Source organism: Novosphingobium profundi (genome assembly GCF_018491765.1).
Taxonomy (GTDB): domain Bacteria; phylum Pseudomonadota; class Alphaproteobacteria; order Sphingomonadales; family Sphingomonadaceae; genus Novosphingobium; species Novosphingobium profundi.
Genome location: NZ_JABWCU010000014.1, coordinates 1 through 23,730 on the forward strand (window position 1 = coordinate 1; position 23,730 = coordinate 23,730).

Consider the following 23,730-nt stretch of genomic DNA (forward strand, 5'->3'; position numbering starts at 1 on the left):
GCCCCTCAAAAGGGCCCTTTTTGCGTCTCCATAAAGACGCCCATGGTGACGCGGGGTGGAGCAGCCCGGTAGCTCGTCAGGCTCATAACCTGAAGGTCGTAGGTTCAAATCCTACCCCCGCAACCAATTCCAAACGCGAAAGCCCCCCAAGCGGAACAACGCTGGGGGGCTTTGGCGTTTGGGCAAGCCAGATTTTCCGCGAGGCTTGGACGCGCTGGGGCATTGGCTGGCCGCACAGTGGCTTGCGGGCACATGCAAGGGCCAAGTTCCTTTTCAGGCGGGTCACTTTAGGCTATCCGCGATAGCTTCTCTGATCGATCAGGCGTTGATACCGAACCATCATGTCTTCTTGTGACCTATGTGTAGTCCGCAATCGGGCCATCTGCGCCTCGCTCGACGCCAACGAACTCGAGGCGCTCAACGCCATCGGCCGCACGCGCAAGATCACGCCCGGTGAATCGCTGATCTGGGAAGGCGAGGATTCGGTCCTGGTCGCCAACGTCATCGAGGGCGTGCTCAAGCTGTCCACCAACACCGAGGACGGACGCGAGCAGATCGTCGGCGTGGTCTACCCCTCCGATTTCATCGGACGCCCCTTCGGGGGCACCAGCGGGCACGGCGTGACCGCGCTGACCGAGGCCAAGGTCTGCGTCTTCTCGCGCCGCGATTTCGACGCCTTCGCCCGCGAGCACCCCTCGCTCGAGCACAAGCTGCTCGAGCGTACGCTCGGTGAACTCGACCGTACCCGCCGCTGGATGCTGCTGCTTGGCCGCAAGTCGGCCTCGGAGAAGATGGCCAGCTTCCTGCTCGAGATGACCGAGCGCCTGAGCGGCAATGGCTGCAAGGTGTCCTTCGAGAACCCGCTCCAGCGCCACCTGACGCTGCCGTTCTCGCGCCAGCAGATCGCTGACGTGCTTGGCCTGACCATCGAGACCGTCAGCCGCCAGTTCACGCGGCTCAAGAACGAGGGTATCATCGACCTGCCCTCGCGCCGCGACGTGGTCATTCTCGATATGGAGGCGTTGGCTGCCGAAGCGGGCTGACACGCCGGATCGCGCCCTCGTGGCGAGGCAATGGATAAAAAAAGGGGGAGCCGAGAGGCTCCCCCTTTTTTCGTGTTGCTGCCGCACGCGCGCCGCAGCCGAGTGCGGCGGCCTGGACGGGACCTTAGAAGCGGTAGCTGACGCCGGCGCTGAGGACCCAGGGATCGAGATTGTGCTTGGTCTCGAGCGCGAGGGTGCCGTCCTCGTAGAACTTGGCGGTCGGCTTCACGAAGTACTTCTTGGCATCGAGCGAGAGGCCCAGGCCATTGTCGCCCAGCGCGATGTCGACACCGCCCTGGATCACGCCACCGAACGAATTGGACATCTTCACCTTGTCGACGCCGAGCGCGGCGGCGGTGGCGCCGGGCTTTTCGTCGAGGACGAAGAACAGCGTGGGGCCCGCGCCGACATAGGGCTTGATCGGGGTGCCGGTATCGAGATGCGCCTTGAGCGTGAGCGTGGCGGGCAGGATCATGACGTGATCGACGAGATCGGCGCCGTCGAGTGCGCCGGTGCCGCTGACGTGGTGCTGGGTGAGGCAGCAGATCGTCTCGACCGAGAAGGTCTTGTTGAAGAAGTACTCGATCGCGACGGTCGGCACGACGTTGTTGTTCGCGTCGGTGTTGTAGCTGCCGGCATCGAGCGTGGCGAGCGTGGCGCCGAGCGTGGTGCCGGTATCGACGCTCTTGACCTTGTCAATGCTGCCGCTGGCGAGAACCGCCGTGCCGAGCACCTTGACCTGGATCTTCCCGTCGGGGCTGCCGGCCATCGCGGGCGTGCTGAGGGCAGTGGCCGCGGCCAGGGCGACGAACATCGTCATCTTGCGCATATCATTTCATCCAAGGCCGCCGGGGCCGCACCGTGCGATCCCCCCTCTTGAGCGGCTGCACGAATGCCTTTCGGCCAGTTGCGGCTAAGTTGAATTGATCATGCGCAAAATCCTGCAATTTCTCGGTTAATTCGATTGCAACGGCAATTTGATCGTTATCAATGCTATAGGAGGTGTTAGTCTCCAAGGCGTTCGTCAGGTTCAGCAAACAATCTCGAAAGAGAAAAGATATGGTAACGGTTCTCGCACGGGCTGGCCTTTGGCTCGTCGTGCTCTTCCTTGCCGTCATCGGGGTCGCGCTCGCGGCTGATGGGGGTTTCGCCATCCACATGACCATCGTCGCGCTGGCCGCGCTGCTGGCTGTGTGGTTCACCGTCCGCAGCGCCGACTACACGGCCATCGCGCGGGGCATCCTCAAGATGCCCGACCAGGGCAAGTACGACGACGACCCGATTCGCTGGGGCATCATCGCGACGGTGTTCTGGGGCGTGGTCGGCTTCGGCGCGGGGGTCTTCATCGCCGCCCAGCTCGCCTGGCCCGCTCTCAACCTCGAGCCCTACCTCAACTTCAGTCGCCTGCGCCCGCTGCACACCTCGGCGGTGATCTTCGCGTTCGGGGGGAACGCGCTGATCGCGACCAGCTTCTACGTCGTGCAGCGCACCTGCCGCGCGCGCCTGGCGCTGCCGGGCCTCGCGCGTTTCGTGTTCTGGGGCTACCAGCTGTTCATCGTGCTCGCCGCGACCGGCTATGTCCTGGGCATCAGCCAAGGCAAGGAATACGCCGAGCCCGAATGGTATGTCGACTGGTGGCTGACGATCGTGTGGGTGTGCTACCTCGCGGTCTTCGTGATGACGATCGTCAAGCGCAGCGAACCGCATATCTACGTCGCGAACTGGTTCTACCTCTCCTTCATCATCACCGTGGCCATGCTTCACGTGGTCAACAACCTCGACGTGCCCGTCAGCTTCGTGGGCTCGAAGAGCTACCCGCTGTTCGGCGGCGTGCAGGGCGCGCTGGTCCAGTGGTGGTACGGCCACAACGCGGTCGGCTTCTTCCTGACCGCCGGCTTCCTGGCGATGATGTACTACTTCGTGCCCAAGCAGGCCGAGCGTCCGGTCTATTCCTACCGGCTCTCGATCATCCACTTCTGGTCGCTGATCTTCCTCTACATCTGGGCCGGACCGCACCACCTGCACTACACCGCGCTGCCCGACTGGGCGCAGACGCTGGGCATGGTCTTCTCGATCATGCTGTGGATGCCGAGCTGGGGTGGCATGATCAACGGGCTGATGACGCTCAACGGCGCCTGGGACAAGATCCGCACCGACCCGATCATCCGCATGATGGTCATGGCGCTCGCCTTCTACGGCATGAGCACCTTCGAGGGGCCGATGATGTCGGTGAAGACCGTCAATTCGCTCTCGCACTATACCAACTGGACCATCGGGCACGTGCACTCGGGCGCGCTGGGCTGGAACGGCATGATCACCTTCGGTGCGGTCTACTACCTCGTGCCGCGCCTGTGGGGTCGTGAGCGCCTCTACTCGGTGCGGATGGTCAACTGGCACTTCTGGTGCGCCACCATCGGCATCGTGTTCTACGCGGCCAGCATGTGGGTGGCGGGTATCACGCAAGGCCTGATGTGGCGCGAATACGGCGCTGATGGCTACCTCGTGAACACCTTTGCCGACGCCGTCGCCGCGATCCACCCGATGTACATCGCCCGTACCTTCGGTGGCCTGCTCTACCTGCTCGGCGGCGCCTTCATGGTCGTCAACGTGTGGCAGACGATCGCCGGCAAGTTGCGCGCGGAAGCTCCGCTGCACAACGCCGCCTACGATCCCGAGGCCGACAAGCCGATCGTCGCTGCGGCGGCGGTGCACTGAGCGCGCTTGGGAAAGGATACAGAGCCATGACTTCCATGACCGAGCGCCACAAGAAGCTCGAAAAGAACATCACGCTGCTGGGCGTGTGCGCGTTCCTCGCGGTGATCGTCGGCGGCATCGTCGAGATCGCCCCGCTCTTCTGGATCGACAACACGATCGAGAAGGTCGAGGGTATGCGGCCCTACACCCCGCTCGAGCAGGCGGGCCGCGACATCTACGTGCGCGAGGGCTGCTACGTCTGCCACAGCCAGATGATCCGCCCCTTCCGCGACGAGGTCGAGCGCTATGGCCACTACAGCCTGGCCGCCGAATCGATGTACGACCACCCCTTCCAGTGGGGCTCGGAGCGTACCGGGCCCGACCTTGCACGCGTGGGCAACCGCTATTCGGACAGCTGGCACGTCCAGCACCTGACCAACCCGCAGTCGGTCGTGCCCGAGAGCATCATGCCCAAGTTCGGCTTCCTCGCGCAGAACGACCTCCAGGTGCACGACATCGCGGCCAACCTGACGGCGCTGCGCCATGTGGGCGTGCCCTATAGCGACAAGGACATCGAACTGGCCGCCGCCGACCTCAAGGCCCAGGCCGATCCCGATGCCGACGCGGGCGACTTCCTGAAGCGCTATCCCGAGGCTCAGATCCGCGACTTCGACGGCGATCCCAAGCGCCTGACCGAGATGGACGCGCTCGTCGCCTATCTCCAGATGCTGGGCACGCTGGTCGACGTCAACGGCGCGGCCGCGCAGGAGGAACTCGCCTCGGAGCACGGGCGATGAGCAGCCACTCCACCTATGACATGCTGCGGCACCTGGCCGACAGCTGGGGCCTCCTGGCCATGCTGGTGGTCTTCCTCGTGCTGGTTGCCTGGCCCTTCCGGCCGGGCAACCGCCACCGCAACGACGAAGCCGCCACGATGATCTTCAAGGACGAGAACGATGGCTGACACCACCAATTCGCCGGCATCCGCCGGCAGGCGATTTGACGAAGCCACGCAGACCGAGACCGTGGGCCACGAATGGGACGGGATCGAGGAACTCAACACGCCGCTGCCGCGCTGGTGGCTCTGGACCTTCTACGCCTGCATCGTCTTCGCGCTGGGCTATACGGTGGTCTATCCCGCCTGGCCCGGGATCCACTCGGCAACGCAGGGCGTGTTCGGATGGACCAGCCGCGGCCAGCTCGCGAGCGAGCTCGACGCGCAGGCCGCCACGCGGGCCAAGGCGGTCGCGGGTCTTGCCGACCTGCCGATCGAGCAACTGCCCCAGCATCCCGAACTGATGCGTGCGGCGGTGGCTGGCGGCGCGGCGGCCTTCAAGGTCAACTGCGTCCAGTGCCACGGCTCGGGCGCGGCGGGCTCGAAGGGCTATCCCAACCTCAACGACGACGACTGGCTGTGGGGCGGTGACCTCAAGACCATCGAGACCACTCTGATCCACGGCGTGCGCCAGCCGGGCGATGACATGACCCGTCAGTCGATGATGCCCAACTTCGGTACCGACGGTCTGCTCGACGCGGGCCAGATCAGCGCCGTCGCCAGCTACGTGCTCAGCCTCTCGGGCAAGGAGAAGCCGAGCGCGATGACGCAGGCCGGGGCCAAGGTCTTCGCCGAGAACTGCGCGGTCTGCCATGGCGACACCGCCAAGGGCAACCGCGAGCTGGGCGCGCCCAACCTCACCGATGCGATCTGGCTCGACGGCGGCGCCAAGGCCGACCTCGTCGCGCAGATCACCCACCCGCACCACGGCGTGATGCCGGCCTGGGGCACCCGCCTCGATCCGGTGACGATCAAGATGCTCGCCGCCTATGTCCATTCGTTGGGCGGCGGCGAGGAATTCCAGGCCCCGGCTGTGGCCACCGGCGCGGCTCCGGCCGAGGCGGCGACCCAGGCGGTTGAGTAAGACACAGGACTGACAGCGCCGGGGACGACGGAAGGTCAGCTTCCGCACCCCGGCCGACCCTCTAGGACACAGACGGCCCCCCGCGCCCCGGCGCCTCTGGCCGGACAAGACCTTCCGGGCCGCTCAGCCCCCCATTTCGATGACGGGCGGACAACGGACATGAACAGACCCGAACCGATCACACCCCAGGGCGAGCCACCGGTCTCGCTCTATGCCAGGCACGAGCCGGTCTTCAACCGGCGCATCGACGGCAAGTTCCGCCGCATCAAGTGGGCGATCATGGTCGTATGCCTTGCGATCTACTGGTTCACCCCGTGGATCCGCTGGAACCGTGGCCCCTATGCCCCCGACCAGGCGGTGCTGATCGACCTTGCGCATCGCCGCTTCTACATGTTCGGCATCGAGATCTGGCCCCAGGAGTTCTACTTCGTCGCGGGTCTCCTGATCATGGCGGGGATCGGCCTGTTCCTCGTCACCAGCGCGGTCGGGCGCGCCTGGTGCGGCTATGCCTGCCCGCAGACGGTGTGGACCGACTTGTTCCAGCACGTCGACCGCCTGATCGACGGCGACCGCAACGCGCGCTTTCGCCTCTACAAGGCGCCCTGGGGCCCGGCGAAGATCGCGCGGCGCGTGCTCAAGTGGGCGATCTACCTCGCGATCTCGTTCGCGACCGGGGGCGCCTGGATCTTCTATTTCGCCGACGCGCCCACGCTGCAGAGCCAGTTCTGGCACGGCACCGCGCCGATGGTCGCCTACGGCACCGTCTTCGTGCTCACGCTCACCACGTTCGTGCTCGGCGGTTTCATGCGCGAGCAGGTGTGCATCTACATGTGCCCCTGGCCGCGCATCCAGACCGCGATGCTCGACGAGAAGAGCCTGATCGTCACCTACAAGGACTGGCGCGGCGAAAAGCGCGGCAGCCTCAAGAAGGCGCAGAAGAACCCGGGCGAATACGGTGACTGCATCGACTGCAACCAGTGCGTCGCGGTTTGCCCGACCGGGATCGACATTCGCGAGGGACCGCAGATCGGCTGCATCACCTGTGGGCTGTGCATCGACGCCTGCGACCGCGTGATGGCCGAGACGGGCCGCCCGCGCGGCCTCATCGACTACGCGACGCTCGACGATGCCGAAAACGAGAAGAAGGGCAATCCGCCCACGCGGCACCTCAAGCTGATCTGGCGTCCGCGCACGCTCGTTTATTTCGCGGTCTGGGCGGGCATCGGCTTCGCGCTGCTGTTCATGCTCGGCACGCGCACCCATACCGGCCTCTCGGTGGCCAAGGACCGCAATCCGCCCTATATCCTGATGAGCGACGGTTCGGTGCGCAACGGCTATGCGCTGCGCCTGCACAACATGCAGAACCGCCCGCGCGCGATGGAGCTCGCGATCGAGGGCCTGCCCGGCGCGGTGATGTGGACCGAGGACATGGGCCGTGCGCAGGCCGCGCGCGTGCTCACCCGCACGGTCGCGGCCGACGCCACGCAAGGCGTGCGTGTTTACGTCGTGGCGCCTGCGGACAGCCACGGCCAGGCCTTTGCCTTTACCCTGACGGCGAGGGGCGATGCGCGGGAAAGCGACACCGCCAAGACTCAGTTCGATGCGCCCGGAGACGAATGATGGCACCTGACAAGCGAGCGGTGAAACGCTTCACCGGATGGCACATGACCTGGATCCTGCTTGCGGCCTTCGCGGTCGTGCTGGGGGTGAACGTGCTGATGGCGACGCTGGCGAACACCACTTTCGGCGGCATTGTCGTCGAGAATTCCTACGTCGCCAGCCAGAAGTTCAACACCTGGCTCGACGAGGCCCGTCGCGAGAAGGCGCTGGGCTGGCAGGTCAAGGTCTCGCGGCGCGGCGACGGGCGGCTCGACCTCGCGCTCACCGGCGCGCCCGAAGGCGCGCGCGTCGAGGCCGATGCCTGGCATCCGCTGGGCCGCCTGCCCGACGTGCCGATGACCTTCGCAAAGGCGCCGGGCGGCGACTATGTCGGCAGCGCGGTGCTGCCCGAAGGTCGCTGGACGCTGCGTATCCGGGTGAAGACTCCCGAGGGGCAGGTCTGGCGCATCGAACGGAGCGTGCTGTGAACGCGCCGGTCAGCGAACTGGCGCGGGTGACGCCGCAAGCCCCCGCGGCCGAGCCCCGCGACAGCCTCGTCGACAGCCGCTTCACCGTGCCCGGCATGCGCTGTGCCGGGTGCATCGCCAAGGTCGAGCGCGGGCTCGGCGCGGTGCCGGGTGTCTCGGCCGCGCGGGTCAATTTCTCGGCCAAGCGCGTGGCCGTCAGCCACGAAGCCGCGATCACCGACGAGGTGCTCATCGAGGAGCTGCGCAAGCTTGGCTTCGAGGCCGAGCGTGCCGCGGAAAATCCGCTCGGGCGCGACGATCGCGAACAGCGCAAGCTCGCCCGTTGCCTCGCGGTCGCGGGCTTCGGCATGATGAACATCATGCTGCTTTCGGTCTCGGTCTGGTCGGGGGCGGACGCCATCACCCGCGACATGTTCCACTGGATCAGCGCGATGATCGCGGTGCCGGTGATCGTCTATGCGGGGCGTCCGTTCTTTGCCTCGGCGGCGATGGCGCTGCGCTACCGGCGCACCAACATGGACGTGCCGATCTCGATCGGCGTCCTGCTCGCCACCGGCATGAGCCTCTACGAGACGCTGACCGGCGGGCCCCACGCCTATTTCGACGGCGCGGTCATGCTGCTGTTCTTCCTGCTTGCGGGCCGCGTGCTCGACGCGATGATGCGCAGCCGGGCGCGCTCGGGCATCGCCGCGCTGCTGGGACGCATGGGCAAGGGCGCGCAGGTCCTCAATCCCGACGGTTCGACCCGCTACGTGCCCGCCGAGGGCCTCGCGCCCAACATGGTCATGCTCGTCGCGGCGGGCGAATCGCTCGCCGCCGACGGGGTGATCGTCGAGGGGCGCACGCGCGTCGATTCCTCGATGCTGACCGGCGAGAGCGATCCGCGCCCCGCGCTCGTGGGCGACACCATCCACGCGGGCATGATCAACCTGGGCGATCCGGTCCGGGTCAAGGTCACCGCCGCCGCGCAGGACACCGCGCTGGCCGACATCGCGCGGCTGATGGACGAGGCGGGCCAGTCGCGCTCGCGCTACGTGCGCATCGCCGACCGCGCCTCGCGGCTTTACGCGCCCGCCGTGCACACGCTCGCCCTGCTCAGCTTCGCGGGCTGGATGCTGGCGGGTGCGGGGATCTACAAGGCGCTTCTGATCGCGGTCTCGGTGCTCATCATCACCTGCCCTTGCGCGCTCGGCCTTGCCGTCCCGGCGGCACAGGTCGTCGCCTCGGGCGCGCTCATGCGCCGGGGGCTGCTGATCAAGGACGGCTCCGCGCTCGAACGCCTCGCCGAAGTCGATCGCGTGCTGTTCGACAAGACCGGCACGCTGACGCTGGGCGAGCCGCGCCCCGACGATCTGGCGGCCTTGAGCGCGAACGAGCGCGCGGTGGCGCTGGCGCTGGCGCAGTCGAGCCGACATCCGCTGAGCCGTGGCCTGGCGCGTGCGCTGCGCGATGCGGGCGTCGAACCGGCTGCGCTCGAAGGGGTGAGCGAGGAAGCCGGCCAGGGCATGCAGGGGCGGCATGACGGGCGCGCGGTCGCGCTGCTGCGGCCCGAGTTCGAGGTGGGCGGGCTCGCCGTTGACCTCCTGATCGATGGCCAGCGCACCCGCATCACTTTCAGCGATCCCATGCGCGAGGATGCGCGCGCGGCGATCGTCGCGCTCGCCGACCAGGGCATCACCGCCTGCATCGTCTCGGGCGACCACGAGGCTTCGGTCGGGGCCATGGCGCGCCGGCTCGGCCTGTTCGCCACGCATTCGATGAAACCGGCCGACAAGCTCGCGCTGCTCGAGCGGCTGAAGGGCGCAGGCCACTTCCCGCTGATGGTCGGCGACGGGCTCAACGACGGCCCCGCGCTGGCCGGAGCGCACGTCTCGATCGCGCCGGGCGGGGCGAGCGATGTCAGCCAGCAGGCGGCCGATGCGGTCTTCGTGGGCGAGCGGCTGATGCCCGTCGCGCTGGCGATCCGGGTTGCGCGCCGCACCATGGCGATCGTGCGCGAGAACTTCGCGATGGCGGTGGTCTACAACATCTTCGCGGTGCCGCTCGCGATCTGCGGTTTCGTGACCCCGTTGGTGGCGGCGATCGCGATGTCGGTCAGTTCGCTGATCGTGGTGGGCAATTCGCTGCGCCTAGCGCGCGCGGCAGGGCCCAAGAGCCTGGCGAGCCCGGCGGGTGCGCGCGCGTGAACATTCTCGGTTTCCTGATCCCGCTCGCGCTGGTGCTGGGCATGGCCGGGCTCGGCGCCTTCTTCTGGGCGATGAAGAGCGGCCAGTTCGAGGATCTCGACGGCGCCGCCAATCGCATCCTGATCGAGGATGAGGGGCCTGCCGAGCCCCGGTCGGACGAAGGCGAGGGGGCCAGGCCGCGCGACTGATTGCGCGCCGTCGAAGCGTGCCTTGATCAAGCGCAATGAAGCGCGCGCGCGAATGGCCCAAAGTCTGCCCATGTGGACCTATCATCCTGATCTGCTGGCGGTTCCGGTACCGCGCTACACCAGCTTCCCGACCGCGGCCGAATTCGGCGAGACGGTGGGCGAAGCGGACTACGTGCACGCGCTCGAAACCATCGAGGGGGCGGTTTCGCTCTATGTCCACATCCCCTTCTGCGAGAAGATCTGCTGGTACTGCGGGTGCAACACCAGCGTCGCCAACCGCTCGGATCGCGTGGCGAGCTACCTCGACGCGCTTCACCACGAGATCGCGCTCGTCGCCGAACGCGTGCCCGAGGCGGCGCGGGTTGCGCGAATCGCGTTCGGCGGTGGCAGTCCCAACGGCATCTCGCCGATCGATTTCGTGCGCATCGTCGATACCCTGACGCTGCAATTCGGCGCCTCGCGGCCCGACATGTCGATCGAGCTCGACCCGCGCACGCTCGGCTCGGAATGGGCCTCGGTGATCGGGGCGATCGGCATTGGCCGGGCGAGCCTTGGCGTGCAGACCTTCGCGCCCCATCTGCAGGAAGCGATCGGGCGCGTGCAGCCGGTGCGGATGATCGAGAACTCCACCGCGATGCTGCGCACGGCGGGGGTGGGATCGCTCAACTTCGATCTCATGTACGGATTGCCCGGACAGACCATGGCCGATCTCGAGGATTCGCTCGAGCAGACGGTCGCGCTCGGCGCCGACCGCATCGCGCTTTTCGGCTATGCCCATGTTCCCCACCTCATCGCGCGCCAGCGCAAGATCGACGCGCAGGACCTGCCCGACGCCGCCTTGCGCTTCGCCATGGCCGACTACGGCTATGGTTACCTTCTTGACGCGGGCTACGTGCCGGTGGGATTCGACCACTTCGCGCGCCCCGGTGACAGTCTCGCCCAGGCCGCGCAGTCCGGCACGCTGCGCCGCAATTTCCAGGGTTTTACCGAGGACCAGGCCGATGTTCTGCTGGGCCTTGGCGCCTCGGCGATCAGTGGCTTTCCCGGGCTCCTCGCGCAGAATGAGAAGAACACCGGGCTCTACCGCAAGTCACTTGCCGAGGATCGCCTGCCCGCGAACCGGGGCATCGTGCGCAGCGCCGAGGACCAGCGCCGGGGCGCGGTGATCGAGGACCTCCTGTGCCGGGGCCGCGCGCGGATCGAGCCGGGCTTGCGCGGCGAGGCCCTGCCCTTGCTCGAGCCGTATCTCGCGATGGGCCTGTGCGAGAGAGATGGCGACGACCTCGTGATTCTGCCCGCGGGACTGCCCTATGCACGTTCGATCGCGGCGCGCTTCGATCCCTACCGCAAGGATTCGCTACGGCGCTTCAGCTCGGCGGTGTGAGGCTGCCCGGGCGGGTGTCGAATTCGACGCCGAACAGGTTGCCCCGGCTCCAGCGCACCAGCCCCCACAATTCCTGACCATCCTCGAGGCGCGCGCGCACGACGGTTTCGGCTGGTGGCGGCGTGCCGATCGCCGCAGCGCTGAGCCCGCGCGAGGAAATGTCGCGCACCATCACCTCGATCGGCTGGCCGTGGGCATCGGTGAGCGAGAAGCGCGCGCATTGGCGCAGCCGGCGCTCACGCGGAATCGGGGTCGGTCGAAAGCGTTTGTGTCCCATCCGGAACCAGAACGGCGAAGCAGGCCCCCGGTTTAAGCCCTCTTGTGTGGGATTCAGTCGAACGAACGGCTGACTTGCGACGCCGGGTGAAGATTTTGCGCAGAACGCAAGGGGGATTTGACCATGATCAAAGCGGATGGCGCGGGCATCTGCGAAACGGACTTTGCCGGTCGCGCACCGTTGCCATTCTGGCCCGGTGCGAACCGCTTCTCCCCACCTTCGGGCGGCCCTGCCTCGTGACGGGCCGCCTGTTTTTTTGTCCGCGTCACAGGGTGACCAGCGTCTCCACGCCGAGCGCACGGGAGGCGAGCGTGAGCGGGTGGGCGCGGTGCGAGACGAGCACGAGCCCCTTGCCGGTTTCGCGCAAATAGACATCCAAGCGCGCGACCAGTTCGCGTTCGGTCGCGGCGTCGAGCCCCTCGGTGGGTTCGTCGAGCAGCAGCCAGGGCCGCTCGGCAAGCAGCGCGCGGGCCAGCGCGAGGCGCTTGCGCTCACCGCCCGAAAGCGGCGCGCCGTCCTCGCCAAGCGGGGTGTCCAGCCCACGCGCGAGCCCGGCGATGCGCGTCTCGAGACAGGCCACGCGCAGCGCCGCGTGCATCGCGGGCTCCGCCACGGCGGGGCGGGCGAGTCGCAAGTTGTCGGCGATCGTGCCCGCCAGCAGCGGCGCGTCCTGCGCGGCGAGCGCGAACTGGGCCTGCAAGGTTGCCGCGGCGCAGGCGGCGAGCGGCTCGCCCGCAACGCGCATTGCCAAGGGATGGGCGCGCAGGCCGGCCAGCGTCTCGAGCACGATCGTCTTGCCCGAACCCGAGGGGCCGGTAAGCGCGAGCCTGTCGCCCGGCTGGAGCGTCAGCGTCGCCAATTCGAGCGTGGCCGGGGCGCGGGTTGCCGCGGGGGCCTCCTGCGGCGGCTCGGGCAGCGCGAGCAGGGCCTCGAGCCGGCGCAGGCCTGCATCGACGCTGGCCTGGCGAAACGCGGTGCGGGTGATCGCGGCAAGCCCCTCGATCGCGGCGGTGGCGGCGAGGATCGCCAGCGCGACGAGCGCGGGGCCGCGCGTCGCCGTTGCCAGGACGAGGATCGCGGCGAGCGCGCCATAGAGCAGTTGCACGCCCGCGACGGCGGCCTCGGCGCGAAACAGCGCGGCGCGGGCGCGGTCGAGACGCTCGACCAGGGGCGCGAGTTCGGCAAGGATCTCCTCGACGAGGCCATAGGCGGCGATCTCGGCGCGGGCCTGCGCCATGTCGACGTAGCGGCTGCGCAGATCGCCCAGCGCCTCGGCGGCCTCGCGCGCAGGGGCTTGCGTCCAGCGACGCGAGAGCGTGCCGATCAGTGGCACGAAGCCGAGGAACAGCAGCGCAAGCAGCAGCGCGGGCACGATCCCGGCAAAGGCGGCGAGCGCGACGCCCGCGAGCGCGGCGGCCACGCTGCCCGGCCGCGTTGCCTGGCGCACGATGAGGTCCTCGAGCGCGGCGATGTCGCCGATCAGCCGCGCGCTGGCCTCGCCCGCCGAGAGATTGGGGGCGGTGCGGCTGTCCTGCGCGGCAAGAACCCGGAACAGGCGCGCGCGCAGCTGCGCCATCGCGCCGAGCGCGGCCTTGTGTGAGAGCAGCCGCTCGCTGTAGCGCGCGACGGTGCGCAGGATCGCGAGCAGGCGGATCGCCGCGCTCGGGATCAGGTAGTTGAAGGCCTGCACCGCGAGGAGGCCGCCCGCGCCGGCGATCGCGGCCCCGGTCAGGAACCAGCCCGAGATACCGAGCAGCAGGAGCCCGGCCAGCGCCGCGGCCATCGCGGCGAGGCGGCCCCAGCGCAAGGCGCGCGCGGCGGCCCCGGTCGGCCGGGCGAGTTCGAGCGGGCTCGGGATCGTCGCGGAAGGCGTGAGGGGGGAGGTCTTCACAGCGCGATCTCCGCGTCGGCCACGGCGATTACCGCCGCATCGTGGGTGGCGACCACCAGCGCGTGGTCGCGGGCGAGGTCACGCAGCACTTGCGTGACCTGGCGCGCGCTTTGCGCGTCGAGGTCGGCGGTGGGCTCGTCGCAAAGCAGCAGCGGGCGCGCGGACAGGATCGCGCGGGCCAGCCCGATGCGCCGCCGTTCGCCGCCCGAGAGGCCTGACCCGCGATGGTCGATGGCAAGGTCGAGCCCGCGGCGCCGTGCGAGCAGGGGGCCCAGGCCCACGCGCTCGGCGACGGCGAGAATCGCCGCGTCGTCGGCGTCGGGTGCCGCGAGTGCGAGATTGCGGCGCAAGGTGCCGGGGAGCAGCAGCGGGCGCTGCGCGGCCCAGGCGATCGCAGCGGGATCGAGCGGGTGGCCCGAGGCGGTGGCAATGCGGCCGTCGAGCGCCTCGATCTGCCCGGCGATGGCGGCCAGCGTGCTGGTCTTGCCACTGCCGGTCGGGCCGCTCAGCGCGACCATGCCCGCCGCGCCAAGGCGCAAGGAGACCGGCCCGATCGCGCGGCCGGGCCAGGCGAGCGCGAGCGTCTCGACCACCAGCCCGTCGAACCCGGCGCGGGGGGCTTGCTGGGGGGCGGCCCCGGATTTGGGCTGGGGCACGGCCAAGGGCGCGGCGCCGGGCCCGTAGGCGGCCAGCGCGGTCTCGGCGGCCTCGCCCATCTGCTTCTCGTGGTAGGCGGCGGCAAGGCGGCGCATCGGCAGGTAGACCTCGGGCGCCATGGCCAGCGCGAAGAAGGCTCGGGCGAGTGTCAGCGACTCGGGCGCGCGAAAGGGAAGCAGCTTCAAGAGACTGAATCCGCAGTAGATTGCGACGAGAGCAACGGCAATTGCCGAGAAAAATTCCAAGACCGCGCTCGAGAGGAAGGCGGCTCTGAGCACCGCGACGGTGCGTTCGGCGACGTCGCGTGTCGCGGTCTCGACCTGCTGCGCGATGCGGCGCTCGGCCCCGAAATGCCGGATCAGCGGCAGATGCCGCACACGGTCGACGAAGAGCCCCGAAAGCGCGGCGAGGGCCTCGAGCTGGCGCTCGGAGGCACGCCGGGCCGAAGTGCCCGCGAAGATCATGCCCACCACGAAGGGGAGCAGCGTGGCAAGCAGGATCAGCGCCGAGACCCAGCTTGCGAGGGCAATGATGCCGAGCGCGATCAGCGGACCGAAAGTGGCGGAAATCCGGGCCGGCTGGAAGCGCGCGCCGTGCTCCTCGATGGCCTGGACATGGTCGATGGCGAGCGCCGCGCTGGCGCCCGCGGTAAGCGGGGCGGGCAAGCGTGCGCCAAGCAGGCGGCGCATGACCGCGCTGCGCCAAAGGTTTGCATGGTCTTGCGCGGCGGGCATGGCGAACCTGTTGACGAGCCAGATGGCACCCGCGCGGCAAGCGCCCCCGGCGGCGAGGCAGGCGATCCAGAGCCAGGTCCGGGAGCCTCCTGGGCTTGCCACGAGCGCGCTGACGCCTCCGGAAATCCCGATGCAAAACAAGGCCGCACCGGCCAGATCGAGAGCCCAGAAATGGCCCGCGCGTTTCATCTTCATAAATCTACAACTGTGTAAGTGATATTGACTCAGGAGACCGCGAGGCCTAGTTGCGGGGCTATTGAGTGCGAGCGCGTGACGCAAGTGCCACACGCCCGCAAATCGCTCTCAAAGGTGGCTTTCATGATCGACTTCGCCGTCGTCGAACTGTCGCGCCTGCAGTTCGCCCTCACCGCTCTCTACCACTTCCTGTTCGTGCCGCTCACGCTCGGCCTCTCCTTCATGCTGGTCATCATGGAGAGCGTCTACGTCCTTACCGGACGCGCGATCTGGCGCGACATCACGCGCTTCTGGTCCAAGCTCTTCGGGATCAACTTCGTGCTCGGCGTCGCGACCGGGCTCACCATGGAGTTCGAGTTCGGCACCAACTGGTCCTACTACTCGCATTACGTGGGCGACATCTTCGGCGCCCCGCTCGCGATCGAGGGCCTGATGGCCTTCTTCCTCGAGGCGACGTTCGTGGGTCTCATGTTCTTCGGCTGGGACCGCCTCTCGAAGCGCGGCCACCTGCTTACCACGATCATGGTCGCGCTCGGCTCGAACCTCTCGGCCTTGTGGATCCTCATCGCCAACGGCTGGATGCAGCACCCGGCGGGTGCCGCGTTCAACCCGGACACGATGCGCATGGAGGTGACGAGCTTCTTCGACGTGGTGTTCAACCCGGTTGCGCAAGCCAAGTTCGTCCACACCGTCAGCGCGGGCTACGTCTGCGCGAGCGTCTTCGTGATCGGCGTGTCCTCCTACTACCTGCTGCGCGGCCGCTTCGTCGAAATGGCGCGGCGCAGCTTCACCGTCGCCGCCGCCTTCGGCCTCGCCTCCTCGCTCTCGGTCGTCGTGCTGGGCGACGAGAGCGGCTACGCGCTTTCCGATAACCAGCAGATGAAACTCGCCGCGATCGAGGGCATGTGGCACACCGAGCCTGCGCCTGCGGGGCTCTCGGTCGTCGCCTTCCCCTCGATGGGCAAGCGCGAGACGCTTTATGCGATCAAGGTGCCCTATCTGATGGGCCTCATCGGCACGCGCAGCCTGACCGGGCAGATCGAGGGCATCTACCCGCTCGTCGCCAAGGCCCGCGTGCGCATCGAGCACGGCCTTGTCGCCTACGACGCGGTCGAAAAGCTGAAAGCCAATCCCAAGGACGCGGCCGCCCGCGCGCAGTGGGAAACGGCCAAGGGCGATCTCGGCTACGCGATGCTGCTCAAGCGCTACGTCGCCGATCCGCGCCAGGCCGACGCGGTCACGATCGACAAGGCGGCCTGGGACACCGTGCCGCAAGTGCCGGTGATCTTCTGGCTGTTTCGCGCCATGGCCGGCACCGGCTTCGCGCTGGTGACCTTCTTCGCCTTCGCCTTCGCGTTTTCCTCCACCCGCAGTTTCGAGAGGCGCTGGTTCCTGCGCACCGCGCTCCTCGTCATGCCGTTGCCGTGGATCGCGATCGAGATGGGCTGGATCGTCGCCGAAGTGGGGCGCCAGCCCTGGGCGGTCGACGGCGTGCTGCCGACCTTCCTCGCCAATTCGAGCCTGACCGTGCCCCAGTTGTGGACGACGATCGTCGGCTTCACGCTGCTCTACGGCGCGCTGGCGGTGATCGAGGTGCGCCTCATGCTCGCCGCGATCCGCAAGGGGCCCGAGCTCTACCGGCCGTGGCGTCCCGAGGCCGCCAACGAGGCGGCGCGCGCCGAAGAATCGCTGACGGCCTACACCGCCGTCCCGGCCGAATGATCCGGAAAGGACAGATCCCATGCCTTTCGTTCCCATCGACTACGAAACCCTGCGCGTCATCTGGTGGCTGCTCCTGGGCGTGCTGCTGATCGGCTTTGCGATCACCGACGGCTTTGACCTGGGGGTTGCCGCGCTCCTGCCCTTCGTGGGCAAGACCGACCTCGAGCGGCGCCAGGTGATCAACACCATCGGGGCGACCTGGGAGGGCAACCAGGTCTGGTTCATCCTCGCGGGCGGCGCGATCTTCGCGGCCTGGCCCTTCGTCTACGCGGTGAGCTTCTCGGGCTTCTACCTCGCGATGTTCCTCGTCCTGGCGGCCTTCATCCTGCGCCCGGTCGGCTTCAAGTACCGTTCCAAGAAGGCCGATCCCGCCTGGCGCCAGCGCTGGGACTGGGCGCTGTTCGTGGGCGGCTTCGTCCCCGCGCTGGTCTTCGGGGTGGCGGTCGGCAACGTGCTTCTGGGCGCGCCCTTCCGCCTCGATGGCGATCTTCGCACCTTCTACGAAGGCTCGCTACTTGGCCTGTTCAGTCCGTTCACGCTGCTGACCGGCCTGCTCTCGGTGACGATGCTGGTGCTCCACGGCGCGGGCTGGCTCAGCCTCAAGCTGGAAGACGGGCCGGTGCTCGACCGGGCGATGAAGGCCGGGCGAATTGCTGCGCCGCTCGCGCTCGTGCTTTTCGTCGCGGGCGGACTGGCGGTGGCTTATGGCGGCATGGGCTATCGCCTGGCCAGCGCAGCCGATCCGGCGGGTCCTTCCAACCCGCACCTGACCGGGGCCGTTGCCGCCGCCGGAGCCTGGCTCGACAACTACGCGGCGCATCCCTGGATGCTGCTCGCGCCCGCGCTCGGCCTGCTTGGCCCGGTTCTCGCCTTCCTGGGGATCAGCGCGCGCCGGCACGTTCTCGTCTTCGCCGGATCGAGCCTCGCGAACCTGGGCATCATCGCCACCGTGGGCCTGTCGATGTTCCCCTTCATCCTGCCCAGCTCGATCGATCCGGCCTCGAGCCTGACCGCGTGGAACGCCTCCTCGAGCCAGGGCACGCTGTTCATCATGCTGCTGGTGACGGTGGTCCTCCTGCCGATCGTGCTCGTCTACACCGCCTGGGCCTACAAGGTGATGTTCGGGCGCGTGGGGGAGGCGGAAGTGCGCCAGAACCCCGATTTCTACTGAGGAGCGGAAAACCATGTGGTATTTTGCCTGGATCCTGGGCGTTGGCCTGGCCGTCAGCTTCGGCGTCATCAATGGCGTGTGGCACGAGTTCCATTCCGACCCCGACGCGGGGCATACGGTTCTCGACTGAATGTGCGCGGGGCGTGAGACGACCTCGCGCCTCCACCTTCAAAAGGCCGCCGGCGTTCGCGCGACACCGGCGGCCTTTTTGCGGCTGTGTCCGGCAACTCTTTGCCAGCGCGTGATTTATAGGGCAGCATCACGAGGCTCCTGTTGAGGCCGCTGCCATGCCGACTACGCGTTTCGAAGTGACTGTCCCGGGGGGATGCTGGATCGAGCTGTGCGATCCCACGCGCGAGGAACGCGCCGAGGTCGAGCAGCGCTACGGCGTCGCCATCCCCGACCTTGACGCGCTCAGCGAAATCGAATCCTCGAGCCGCTTGCGGCGGGAGGACAAGGCGCTGGTGATGAGCGCGCCGTTGCTCGCGGGCGGCGGCGAGGAACCGTTCCGGCTGATCCCGACCGGATTCATTCTCTTGCCCGAAGCTCTCATCACGGTCCACTACGGCAAGGACCGGGCCTTGCGCGCGGTGGCCGAGACGGTGAAGCCGCACGAGGAAGCGACGCCCGCGGCGCTTTTTGCGCGGCTGCTCGAGCATGTCGTCGACCACGCGGCCGACCAGCTCGAGGCCGTCGCGGCCGAGGCGACCTCGGTTTCCCACGAGATCTTCTACACCGATCTCGAAAAGCGCGGGCTCAAGCGCGAGACCGCGCTGCTGGGGCGTTCGATCCTGCGGCTCGGCCGGGCGAGCGAGCGCGCCTCGCGGGTGCGCTACATGTTCCTCAGTATCGGGCGCATGGCCAAGTTCGTCGTCGACCACGCCGAGGAGGGGCTCGACGCCAAGGCGCGGCGCCGGCTCCAGTCGGTGGGGCACGACATCGCCTCGCTCGATGAATTCGAGATCAGCCTTTCGGGCCGCATCCAGTTCCTGCTCGACGCGGCGACGAGCCTGGTTGGGATCCGCCAGAACGACGTCGTGGGGCTTTTGACCGTGGCTTCGGTCATCGGCATCCCGCCGGTGCTGGTGGTGGGGGTCTACGGCATGAATTTCCACGTCATGCCCGAGCTGTCCTGGCCCTGGGGCTATCCTTTCGCGCTGGGGCTTTGCGTGCTTTCGGGGGCGCTGCCCTACCTCTGGTTCAAGTGGCGCAAGTGGGTATGAGGGGCCGCCTCAGAGCACGCCCCCCGACTTGAGCAGCATGTAGCCCGCCACGACGAAGATCAGAACGGCAAAGACCGTGGTGAGCTTGCCCTGGCCCGAGAGGCGCCGCGCGGTCCAGGTGCCGCCGAAGCCGCCGAGCACGCCGCCCGCGATCAGCACGCCCGCGAGAACCCAGTCGACGAGGCCCGAGACGGCGTAGTTGGCCGCCGTGGTGAGCCCGAAGGCGGTCACCGCGACGAGGCTCGTGCCCACCGCGTTGATCATCGGCATTGAGGTCGAGGCGATCAGGCCCGGTACGATGAGAAACCCCCCGCCGATTCCGAAGAAGCCCGAGAAAGCCCCGGTGCCCAGCCCGAAGCCGAGCACCTTGGGGGCGTTCTCGCGGTTGCACTGCGCGCCGGGAACGCCCAGGTTGCGCCGTCCGCGCAGCATCAGCGCGCCCACCACGATCATCACCAGCGCGAACAGGAACAGCAGGCTCTGCCCGTTGATCGCCTTGCCCAAGGTCGAGCCCAGGAAGGCCCCGAAGATGCCGGCAAAGGCGTACATCCCGCCGCAGCGCCACTTCACGTTGCCCGCGCGGGCGTGCTGGATGAGCCCGGTGGCCGCGTTGACCGCGACCGCGAAGGCGCTTGTGCCGATCGCGACGTGGGGGCTCGGCACGCCCACCAGATAGACCATCAGCGGCACCGCGAGGATCGAGCCCCCACCGCCGACGAGGCCGAGGGTGAAGCCCACCAGCACGCCCGAGAAGGCGCCGAGGACGAGGTAGGCAAAGTCGATATGGGAAGCGTCGATCATCGTGGGGGGGAAACCGGTTTCGTCAAAGGGGGGGGCTGGATCAGGAGCGGGAGGGCGGCGGCGGTTCAGAGCAGCGGGGCGGGCGGTACCAGCCATTCGCGGCCCTTGAGCATGCCCTTCCAGTAGATCGGCGGCAGTGCGTCGGCCTTGAGGTGCCAGGCGAGGCGCGAGGGCCGGGTGCCGTCGATCAGCCATGTCGGCAGGGTAGGAGCGAGTTTGCCGCCGTACGTGAATTCGGCCAGGACGATGTGCCCCCGGTCGACCGTCAGCGGGCACGAGCCATAGCCGTCGTAGCTGGCGACAGGCGCATTGCCGTCGAGCGCGGCGAGCACGTTGACCGCGACGACCGGCCCCTGCTTGCGCGCGGCGGCGGCGGTCTTGGCGTTGGGGGTGGAGCACCCGTCGCCAAGCGCGAAGACGTTGGGCCAGCGCGGCGCGCGCAGCGTGTGCGGGTCGACTTCGGCATAGCCCGCAGCGTCGGCAAGCGGGCTCGCGGCGATCACCGGGTTCGCCTCCTGCGGGGGGACGGCGTGGAGCATGTCGAAGCTGCGGGTGATGTCGCCCGCCTCGGTGCGGAAGGTCGCCTCGCGCGCCTTGCCGTCGACGGCGACGAGGCTGGAGTTGAACCTTAGGTCGATCCCGTAGCGCGCGACTGTCTCCATAAGTGCTGGCACGTATTCGGGCACGCCGAACAGCACGCCGCCGGCGTTGTGGAACTCCACTTCGATGCCGGAAAGCGCCTTGCGGTCCTCCCACTCGCTGCAGGCAAGGTACATCGCCTTTTGCGGCGCGCCCGCGCACTTGATCGGCATCGGCGGCTGGGTGAACAGCGCGCGCGTCGCGCCGGCCCCCTTGGCGAGTTGCTGGACGAGCTGCCAGGTGTAGGGGGCAAGGTCATGGCGATAGTTCGAGGTGACCCCGTTCTGGCCGAGCGCGGCCTCGAGGCCCTCGACCTTGTCCCAGGCCAGTCGGTTGCCCATCGCGACGACGAGCACCTCGTAGATCACGTCCTTGCCCGAGGCGAGGCGCACGGTGTTGCTCTCGGGCGCAAAGCCGGTCACGCGCTCGCGAATCCAGCTCGCGCCCCGGGGCAGGACCTCGCGGGTCTTGCGCAAGGTATCGGAAGGCTTGAACACGCCGCCGCCGACCATGGTGAAGCCGGGCTGGTAGAAGTGGTCCTCGCTCGGCTCGATCACCGCCACATCGAGGCCGGGCTTGCGCTTCAGGAGCGAGGCGGCGGTGGCGATCCCGGCCGAGCCGCCGCCCACGATCACCACGGCGTGGCGGATCGCGCCGTCGCTGGGGGCAGGTCCTGCCGCGGCGCGCGCGCGCGCTGCGCTCGCAACTTTCTCCGAACGGTTGCCGGTGCGGCAGAAGGCGAGCAGCGGGCGCGGCAGCGTGGCGAGGGCTTCGGCGAAGGCCGGGGCCTGGTCCTCGGCGCTCACCTCGCCGCCGATCGGCAGGTAGGCGGTGGCGATGCCCCGGGCGCGTGCGGCTTCTTCAAGCGTGGCGAAGTCCGGCTGGTCACCGGCCTCGCCGTCAGGACGGTTGCAGACGAGGGCGCGGATGCCCACCGAGGCGAGATGGTCGAGGTCCTCGGGCAGGATCTGGCCGCTCACGTAGAGGTCGGGTGCGATCGGGCGGATGTGCATGGGGGCTTCTCCTCAGGGAGGTTCTTTTTTTGGGGGGTGACGTGAAGGGGGGTGTTTCAGCCGCGCCAGGTGTCGACGACGCGCAAGGCGGCCATGCCGGTGAGCATGGCGGCTACGAAGACACCCGCCTGTGCGGGGTGGAAGGCGAGCGAGGCGATCGCCGGGCCCGGGCACAGTCCGCCCAGCCCCCAGCCTACGCCGAACAGCGCCGCGCCGCCGATCAGGCGCGCGTCGATCAGGCGCGTGCCGGGGAGGGAAAACTCTTCGCAGGCGAGCGGGCGGTGCATCGCGCGCTGGACGGTCCAGGCGAGCGCCATGACCACGACCGCGCCGCCCATCACGAAGGCGAGCGTCGGGTCCCAGTCGCCCGCCACGTCCAGGAAGCCGCGCACGCGCGCCGGGTCCATCATGCCCGAAAGGGCAAGCCCTGCGCCGAACAGGAGGCCGGAGAGAAGTCCGATCACGTTGCGCATGTCACTGTCCTCCCGCGACGGCGTTGAGAAGCGCCACGGTCAGCATGCCGGTGGCCATGAAGGTGAGCGTGGCGAGGATCGAGCGCGGCGAGAGGCGCGAGAGCCCGCAGACCCCGTGGCCGCTGGTGCAGCCGCTGCCCAGCCGCGTGCCGATCCCGGTCACCAGGCCCGCCAGCGCAAGCAGCGCGAGCGAGGAGGGAAAGCGCGCGGGAATGCCGCCAAGCGCCGCGGCGACGATCAGCGCACCCGCCGGCAGGCCGAGGATGAACAGCGCGGCCAGGCTCCAGGGCGCGCCCGCGCCGAGCCCGGTGACCCGCGCGGCCATCCCGCTGATGCCGGCAATGCGGCCCGCGCCCAGCAGCATAACCGCGCCGGCAAGGCCGATCAGCACGCCGCCGGCAAGGCCGTGGAGCGGCTGCGCCTGGGGGAAGGTCTGTAGGAACCAGTCGAACATGCTCGTCTCCTTTCGCGCACTCAGACCGCATTGACGGGGATCTTGATGTAGCTGACGCCGTTGTCCTCGGGGTCGGGCAGGCGCCCGCCGCGGATGTTCACCTGGACCGAGGGCAGGATCAGGTTGGGCATCGAAAGCGTCGCGTCGCGTGTGGTGCGCATGGCGACGAAGTCGTCCTCGCTGACGCCGTCGCGCACGTGGACATTGCCCTCGCGCTGCGCGCCCACGGTGGTCTCCCAGGCGAATTCGTTGCGGCCCGGCGCCTTGTAGTCGTGGCACAGGAACAGGCGGGTCTCGCGCGGCAGCGCGAGCAGGCGGCGGATCGAGCGGTAGAGCTGGCGCGCGTCGCCCCCCGGGAAATCGGCGCGGGCGGTGCCGAAGTCGGGCATGAAGATGGTGTCGCCTACGAAGGCGGCGTCACCGATGACATAGGCCATGTCGGCCGGGGTGTGGCCGGGGACGTGGATCGCGATGGCCTTCAGCGTGCCGATCGCGAAGCTTTCGCCATCGGTGAAGAGGTGGTCGAACTGCGAGCCGTCGCGCTCGAACTCGGTGCCTGCGTTGAAGAGCTTCCCGAAGACGTCCTGGACGCGCACGATCTCGCGGCCGATCGCCAGCTTGCCGCCGAGCTTCTGCTGGAGGAACGGCGCGGCCGAGAGGTGGTCGGCGTGGGCGTGGGTCTCAATGTGCCACATGACTTTCAAGTTCTTCGATGTGACATATTCGATGATCCGCTCGGCCGAGGCGTAGGAGGTGCGCCCCGAGGCGGCCTCGTAGTCGAGCACCGAATCGATGATCGCCGCCTCGCAGGTCGCCGGGTCGTGGACGACGTAGCTGACGGTAAACGTCGCTTCGTCGAAGAAACCGGCGATTGTCGGGCGCTGGCTGGCCTCGTCGCGTGCGGCCTGGATCTGTGCGGCGGCCCGGGTCAGGACCGCGTCGGTGGTGGGCGTGTCGGGCATGGGTGATCTCCAGATTT

23 protein-coding genes and 1 tRNA gene are annotated in these 23,730 nt (G+C 68.3%); 15 read left to right on the forward strand and 9 right to left on the reverse strand.

Annotated features, from left to right (window positions below):
• The first annotated feature begins 49 nt into the window (after positions 1-49).
• Together HT136_RS16525 and HT136_RS16530 are read left to right on the forward strand one after the other, a co-directional pair.
• Positions 50-126: transfer RNA gene (locus HT136_RS16525), tRNA-Met, on the forward strand.
• A gap of 215 nt (positions 127-341) precedes the next feature.
• Complete coding sequence (locus HT136_RS16530; protein ID WP_214200923.1) at positions 342-1,043, forward strand: Crp/Fnr family transcriptional regulator; 702 nt, start codon at positions 342-344, stop codon at positions 1,041-1,043.
• Between the two features lie 124 nt (positions 1,044-1,167).
• On the opposite strand, the gene HT136_RS16535 is transcribed toward HT136_RS16530, so the two are convergent.
• Positions 1,168-1,872: an OmpW/AlkL family protein gene (locus HT136_RS16535; RefSeq protein WP_214200924.1), complete on the reverse strand. Its 705-nt coding sequence runs from the start codon at positions 1,870-1,872 to the stop codon at positions 1,168-1,170.
• Between the two features lie 230 nt (positions 1,873-2,102).
• On the opposite strand from HT136_RS16535, the gene ccoN reads away from it, so the two are divergent.
• The 9 genes from ccoN to hemN all read left to right on the forward strand — a co-directional run bounded on the left by ccoN (position 2,103) and on the right by hemN (position 11,501).
• The gene (gene ccoN, locus HT136_RS16540; protein ID WP_214200925.1) at positions 2,103-3,758 is read left to right on the forward strand and encodes a cytochrome-c oxidase, cbb3-type subunit I; all 1,656 of its coding nucleotides are present in this window, start codon (positions 2,103-2,105) and stop codon (positions 3,756-3,758) included.
• A gap of 26 nt (positions 3,759-3,784) precedes the next feature.
• Complete coding sequence (ccoO, locus tag HT136_RS16545) at positions 3,785-4,534, forward strand: cytochrome-c oxidase, cbb3-type subunit II (RefSeq protein WP_214200926.1); 750 nt, start codon at positions 3,785-3,787, stop codon at positions 4,532-4,534.
• A complete protein-coding gene (locus HT136_RS16550; RefSeq protein WP_214200927.1) occupies positions 4,531-4,701 on the forward strand; it encodes a cbb3-type cytochrome c oxidase subunit 3 in 171 nt (56 codons plus the stop codon). The genes ccoO and HT136_RS16550 overlap by 4 nt, the downstream gene beginning before the upstream one ends.
• On the forward strand, positions 4,694-5,656 hold the full coding sequence (gene ccoP / locus HT136_RS16555; protein ID WP_214200928.1) for a cytochrome-c oxidase, cbb3-type subunit III: 963 nt from the start codon (positions 4,694-4,696) through the stop codon (positions 5,654-5,656). The genes HT136_RS16550 and ccoP overlap by 8 nt, the downstream gene beginning before the upstream one ends.
• 159 nt (positions 5,657-5,815) lie before the next feature.
• Positions 5,816-7,276: a cytochrome c oxidase accessory protein CcoG gene (gene ccoG / locus HT136_RS16560; RefSeq protein WP_214200929.1), complete on the forward strand. Its 1,461-nt coding sequence runs from the start codon at positions 5,816-5,818 to the stop codon at positions 7,274-7,276.
• A complete protein-coding gene (locus HT136_RS16565; protein WP_214200930.1) occupies positions 7,273-7,743 on the forward strand; it encodes a FixH family protein in 471 nt (156 codons plus the stop codon). The genes ccoG and HT136_RS16565 overlap by 4 nt, the downstream gene beginning before the upstream one ends.
• Positions 7,740-9,929 (forward strand): heavy metal translocating P-type ATPase, encoded by a 2,190-nt coding sequence (locus tag HT136_RS16570; RefSeq protein WP_214200931.1) that lies wholly within the window; start codon positions 7,740-7,742, stop codon positions 9,927-9,929. The genes HT136_RS16565 and HT136_RS16570 overlap by 4 nt, the downstream gene beginning before the upstream one ends.
• On the forward strand, positions 9,926-10,117 hold the full coding sequence (gene ccoS / locus HT136_RS16575) for a cbb3-type cytochrome oxidase assembly protein CcoS (RefSeq protein ID WP_214200932.1): 192 nt from the start codon (positions 9,926-9,928) through the stop codon (positions 10,115-10,117). Before HT136_RS16570 ends, ccoS begins: the two co-directional genes overlap by 4 nt.
• Before the next feature lie 70 nt (positions 10,118-10,187).
• On the forward strand, positions 10,188-11,501 hold the full coding sequence (gene hemN, locus HT136_RS16580; protein WP_214201049.1) for an oxygen-independent coproporphyrinogen III oxidase: 1,314 nt from the start codon (positions 10,188-10,190) through the stop codon (positions 11,499-11,501).
• On the opposite strand, the gene HT136_RS16585 is transcribed toward hemN, so the two are convergent.
• The 3 genes from HT136_RS16585 to HT136_RS16595 form a co-directional block, all read right to left on the reverse strand.
• Positions 11,485-11,778, reverse strand: coding sequence for a histidine kinase (locus tag HT136_RS16585; protein ID WP_214200933.1), 294 nt, complete (start codon positions 11,776-11,778; stop codon positions 11,485-11,487). The two genes, hemN and HT136_RS16585, sit on opposite strands and share 17 nt — an antisense overlap.
• A 265-nt stretch (positions 11,779-12,043) precedes the next feature.
• Complete coding sequence (locus tag HT136_RS16590; protein WP_343222220.1) at positions 12,044-13,669, reverse strand: ATP-binding cassette domain-containing protein; 1,626 nt, start codon at positions 13,667-13,669, stop codon at positions 12,044-12,046.
• A complete protein-coding gene (locus HT136_RS16595; protein WP_214200934.1) occupies positions 13,666-15,249 on the reverse strand; it encodes an ATP-binding cassette domain-containing protein in 1,584 nt (527 codons plus the stop codon). Before HT136_RS16595 ends, HT136_RS16590 begins: the two co-directional genes overlap by 4 nt.
• A gap of 132 nt (positions 15,250-15,381) precedes the next feature.
• Between HT136_RS16595 and HT136_RS16600 the strand changes: the two genes are divergently transcribed.
• From HT136_RS16600 to HT136_RS16615, 4 genes are all read left to right on the forward strand, one after another.
• The gene (locus tag HT136_RS16600; protein WP_214201051.1) at positions 15,382-16,977 is read left to right on the forward strand and encodes a cytochrome ubiquinol oxidase subunit I; all 1,596 of its coding nucleotides are present in this window, start codon (positions 15,382-15,384) and stop codon (positions 16,975-16,977) included.
• Positions 16,978-16,996: 19 nt separating this feature from the next.
• On the forward strand, positions 16,997-18,148 hold the full coding sequence (gene cydB / locus HT136_RS16605) for a cytochrome d ubiquinol oxidase subunit II (RefSeq protein ID WP_214200935.1): 1,152 nt from the start codon (positions 16,997-16,999) through the stop codon (positions 18,146-18,148).
• Between the two features lie 13 nt (positions 18,149-18,161).
• Positions 18,162-18,278 carry a cytochrome bd-I oxidase subunit CydX gene (cydX, locus tag HT136_RS16610; RefSeq protein ID WP_214200936.1) on the forward strand — a complete coding sequence of 39 codons (117 nt, stop codon included), beginning with the start codon at positions 18,162-18,164 and terminating at the stop codon, positions 18,276-18,278.
• Between the two features lie 157 nt (positions 18,279-18,435).
• Complete coding sequence (locus tag HT136_RS16615) at positions 18,436-19,371, forward strand: magnesium transporter CorA family protein (RefSeq protein WP_214200937.1); 936 nt, start codon at positions 18,436-18,438, stop codon at positions 19,369-19,371.
• Between the two features lie 9 nt (positions 19,372-19,380).
• Here the strand turns inward: HT136_RS16615 and HT136_RS16620 are convergent, their stop codons facing one another.
• From HT136_RS16620 to HT136_RS16640, 5 genes are all read right to left on the reverse strand, one after another.
• The gene (locus HT136_RS16620) at positions 19,381-20,172 is read right to left on the reverse strand and encodes a sulfite exporter TauE/SafE family protein (RefSeq protein ID WP_214200938.1); all 792 of its coding nucleotides are present in this window, start codon (positions 20,170-20,172) and stop codon (positions 19,381-19,383) included.
• Between the two features lie 65 nt (positions 20,173-20,237).
• Positions 20,238-21,824, reverse strand: a complete 1,587-nt coding sequence (locus HT136_RS16625; RefSeq protein ID WP_214200939.1) for a bifunctional protein tyrosine phosphatase family protein/NAD(P)/FAD-dependent oxidoreductase — start codon at positions 21,822-21,824, stop codon at positions 20,238-20,240.
• A gap of 56 nt (positions 21,825-21,880) precedes the next feature.
• Positions 21,881-22,297, reverse strand: a complete 417-nt coding sequence (locus HT136_RS16630; protein ID WP_214200940.1) for a DUF6691 family protein — start codon at positions 22,295-22,297, stop codon at positions 21,881-21,883.
• Between the two features lies 1 nt (position 22,298).
• Complete coding sequence (locus HT136_RS16635; RefSeq protein ID WP_214200941.1) at positions 22,299-22,751, reverse strand: YeeE/YedE family protein; 453 nt, start codon at positions 22,749-22,751, stop codon at positions 22,299-22,301.
• Positions 22,752-22,771: 20 nt separating this feature from the next.
• Positions 22,772-23,713 carry an MBL fold metallo-hydrolase gene (locus HT136_RS16640; protein ID WP_214200942.1) on the reverse strand — a complete coding sequence of 314 codons (942 nt, stop codon included), beginning with the start codon at positions 23,711-23,713 and terminating at the stop codon, positions 22,772-22,774.
• Between the last annotated feature and the right edge of the window lie 17 nt (positions 23,714-23,730).

Coding starts and splice junctions, on each gene's coding strand:
- HT136_RS16535 (WP_214200924.1), bottom strand. CDS start 1,872: ATGCGCAAGATGACGATGTTCGTCGCCCTGGCCGCGGCCACTGCCCTC.
- HT136_RS16585 (WP_214200933.1), bottom strand. CDS start 11,778: ATGGGACACAAACGCTTTCGACCGACCCCGATTCCGCGTGAGCGCCGG.
- ccoN (WP_214200925.1), top strand. CDS start 2,103: ATGGTAACGGTTCTCGCACGGGCTGGCCTTTGGCTCGTCGTGCTCTTC.
- cydB (WP_214200935.1), top strand. CDS start 16,997: ATGCCTTTCGTTCCCATCGACTACGAAACCCTGCGCGTCATCTGGTGG.
- HT136_RS16640 (WP_214200942.1), bottom strand. CDS start 23,713: ATGCCCGACACGCCCACCACCGACGCGGTCCTGACCCGGGCCGCCGCA.
- HT136_RS16550 (WP_214200927.1), top strand. CDS start 4,531: ATGAGCAGCCACTCCACCTATGACATGCTGCGGCACCTGGCCGACAGC.
- HT136_RS16565 (WP_214200930.1), top strand. CDS start 7,273: ATGATGGCACCTGACAAGCGAGCGGTGAAACGCTTCACCGGATGGCAC.
- ccoP (WP_214200928.1), top strand. CDS start 4,694: ATGGCTGACACCACCAATTCGCCGGCATCCGCCGGCAGGCGATTTGAC.
- HT136_RS16635 (WP_214200941.1), bottom strand. CDS start 22,751: ATGTTCGACTGGTTCCTACAGACCTTCCCCCAGGCGCAGCCGCTCCAC.
- HT136_RS16630 (WP_214200940.1), bottom strand. CDS start 22,297: ATGCGCAACGTGATCGGACTTCTCTCCGGCCTCCTGTTCGGCGCAGGG.
- ccoG (WP_214200929.1), top strand. CDS start 5,816: ATGAACAGACCCGAACCGATCACACCCCAGGGCGAGCCACCGGTCTCG.
- HT136_RS16615 (WP_214200937.1), top strand. CDS start 18,436: ATGCCGACTACGCGTTTCGAAGTGACTGTCCCGGGGGGATGCTGGATC.
- hemN (WP_214201049.1), top strand. CDS start 10,188: ATGTGGACCTATCATCCTGATCTGCTGGCGGTTCCGGTACCGCGCTAC.
- ccoO (WP_214200926.1), top strand. CDS start 3,785: ATGACTTCCATGACCGAGCGCCACAAGAAGCTCGAAAAGAACATCACG.
- HT136_RS16595 (WP_214200934.1), bottom strand. CDS start 15,249: ATGAAACGCGCGGGCCATTTCTGGGCTCTCGATCTGGCCGGTGCGGCC.
- HT136_RS16530 (WP_214200923.1), top strand. CDS start 342: ATGTCTTCTTGTGACCTATGTGTAGTCCGCAATCGGGCCATCTGCGCC.
- HT136_RS16625 (WP_214200939.1), bottom strand. CDS start 21,824: ATGCACATCCGCCCGATCGCACCCGACCTCTACGTGAGCGGCCAGATC.
- HT136_RS16620 (WP_214200938.1), bottom strand. CDS start 20,172: ATGATCGACGCTTCCCATATCGACTTTGCCTACCTCGTCCTCGGCGCC.
- cydX (WP_214200936.1), top strand. CDS start 18,162: ATGTGGTATTTTGCCTGGATCCTGGGCGTTGGCCTGGCCGTCAGCTTC.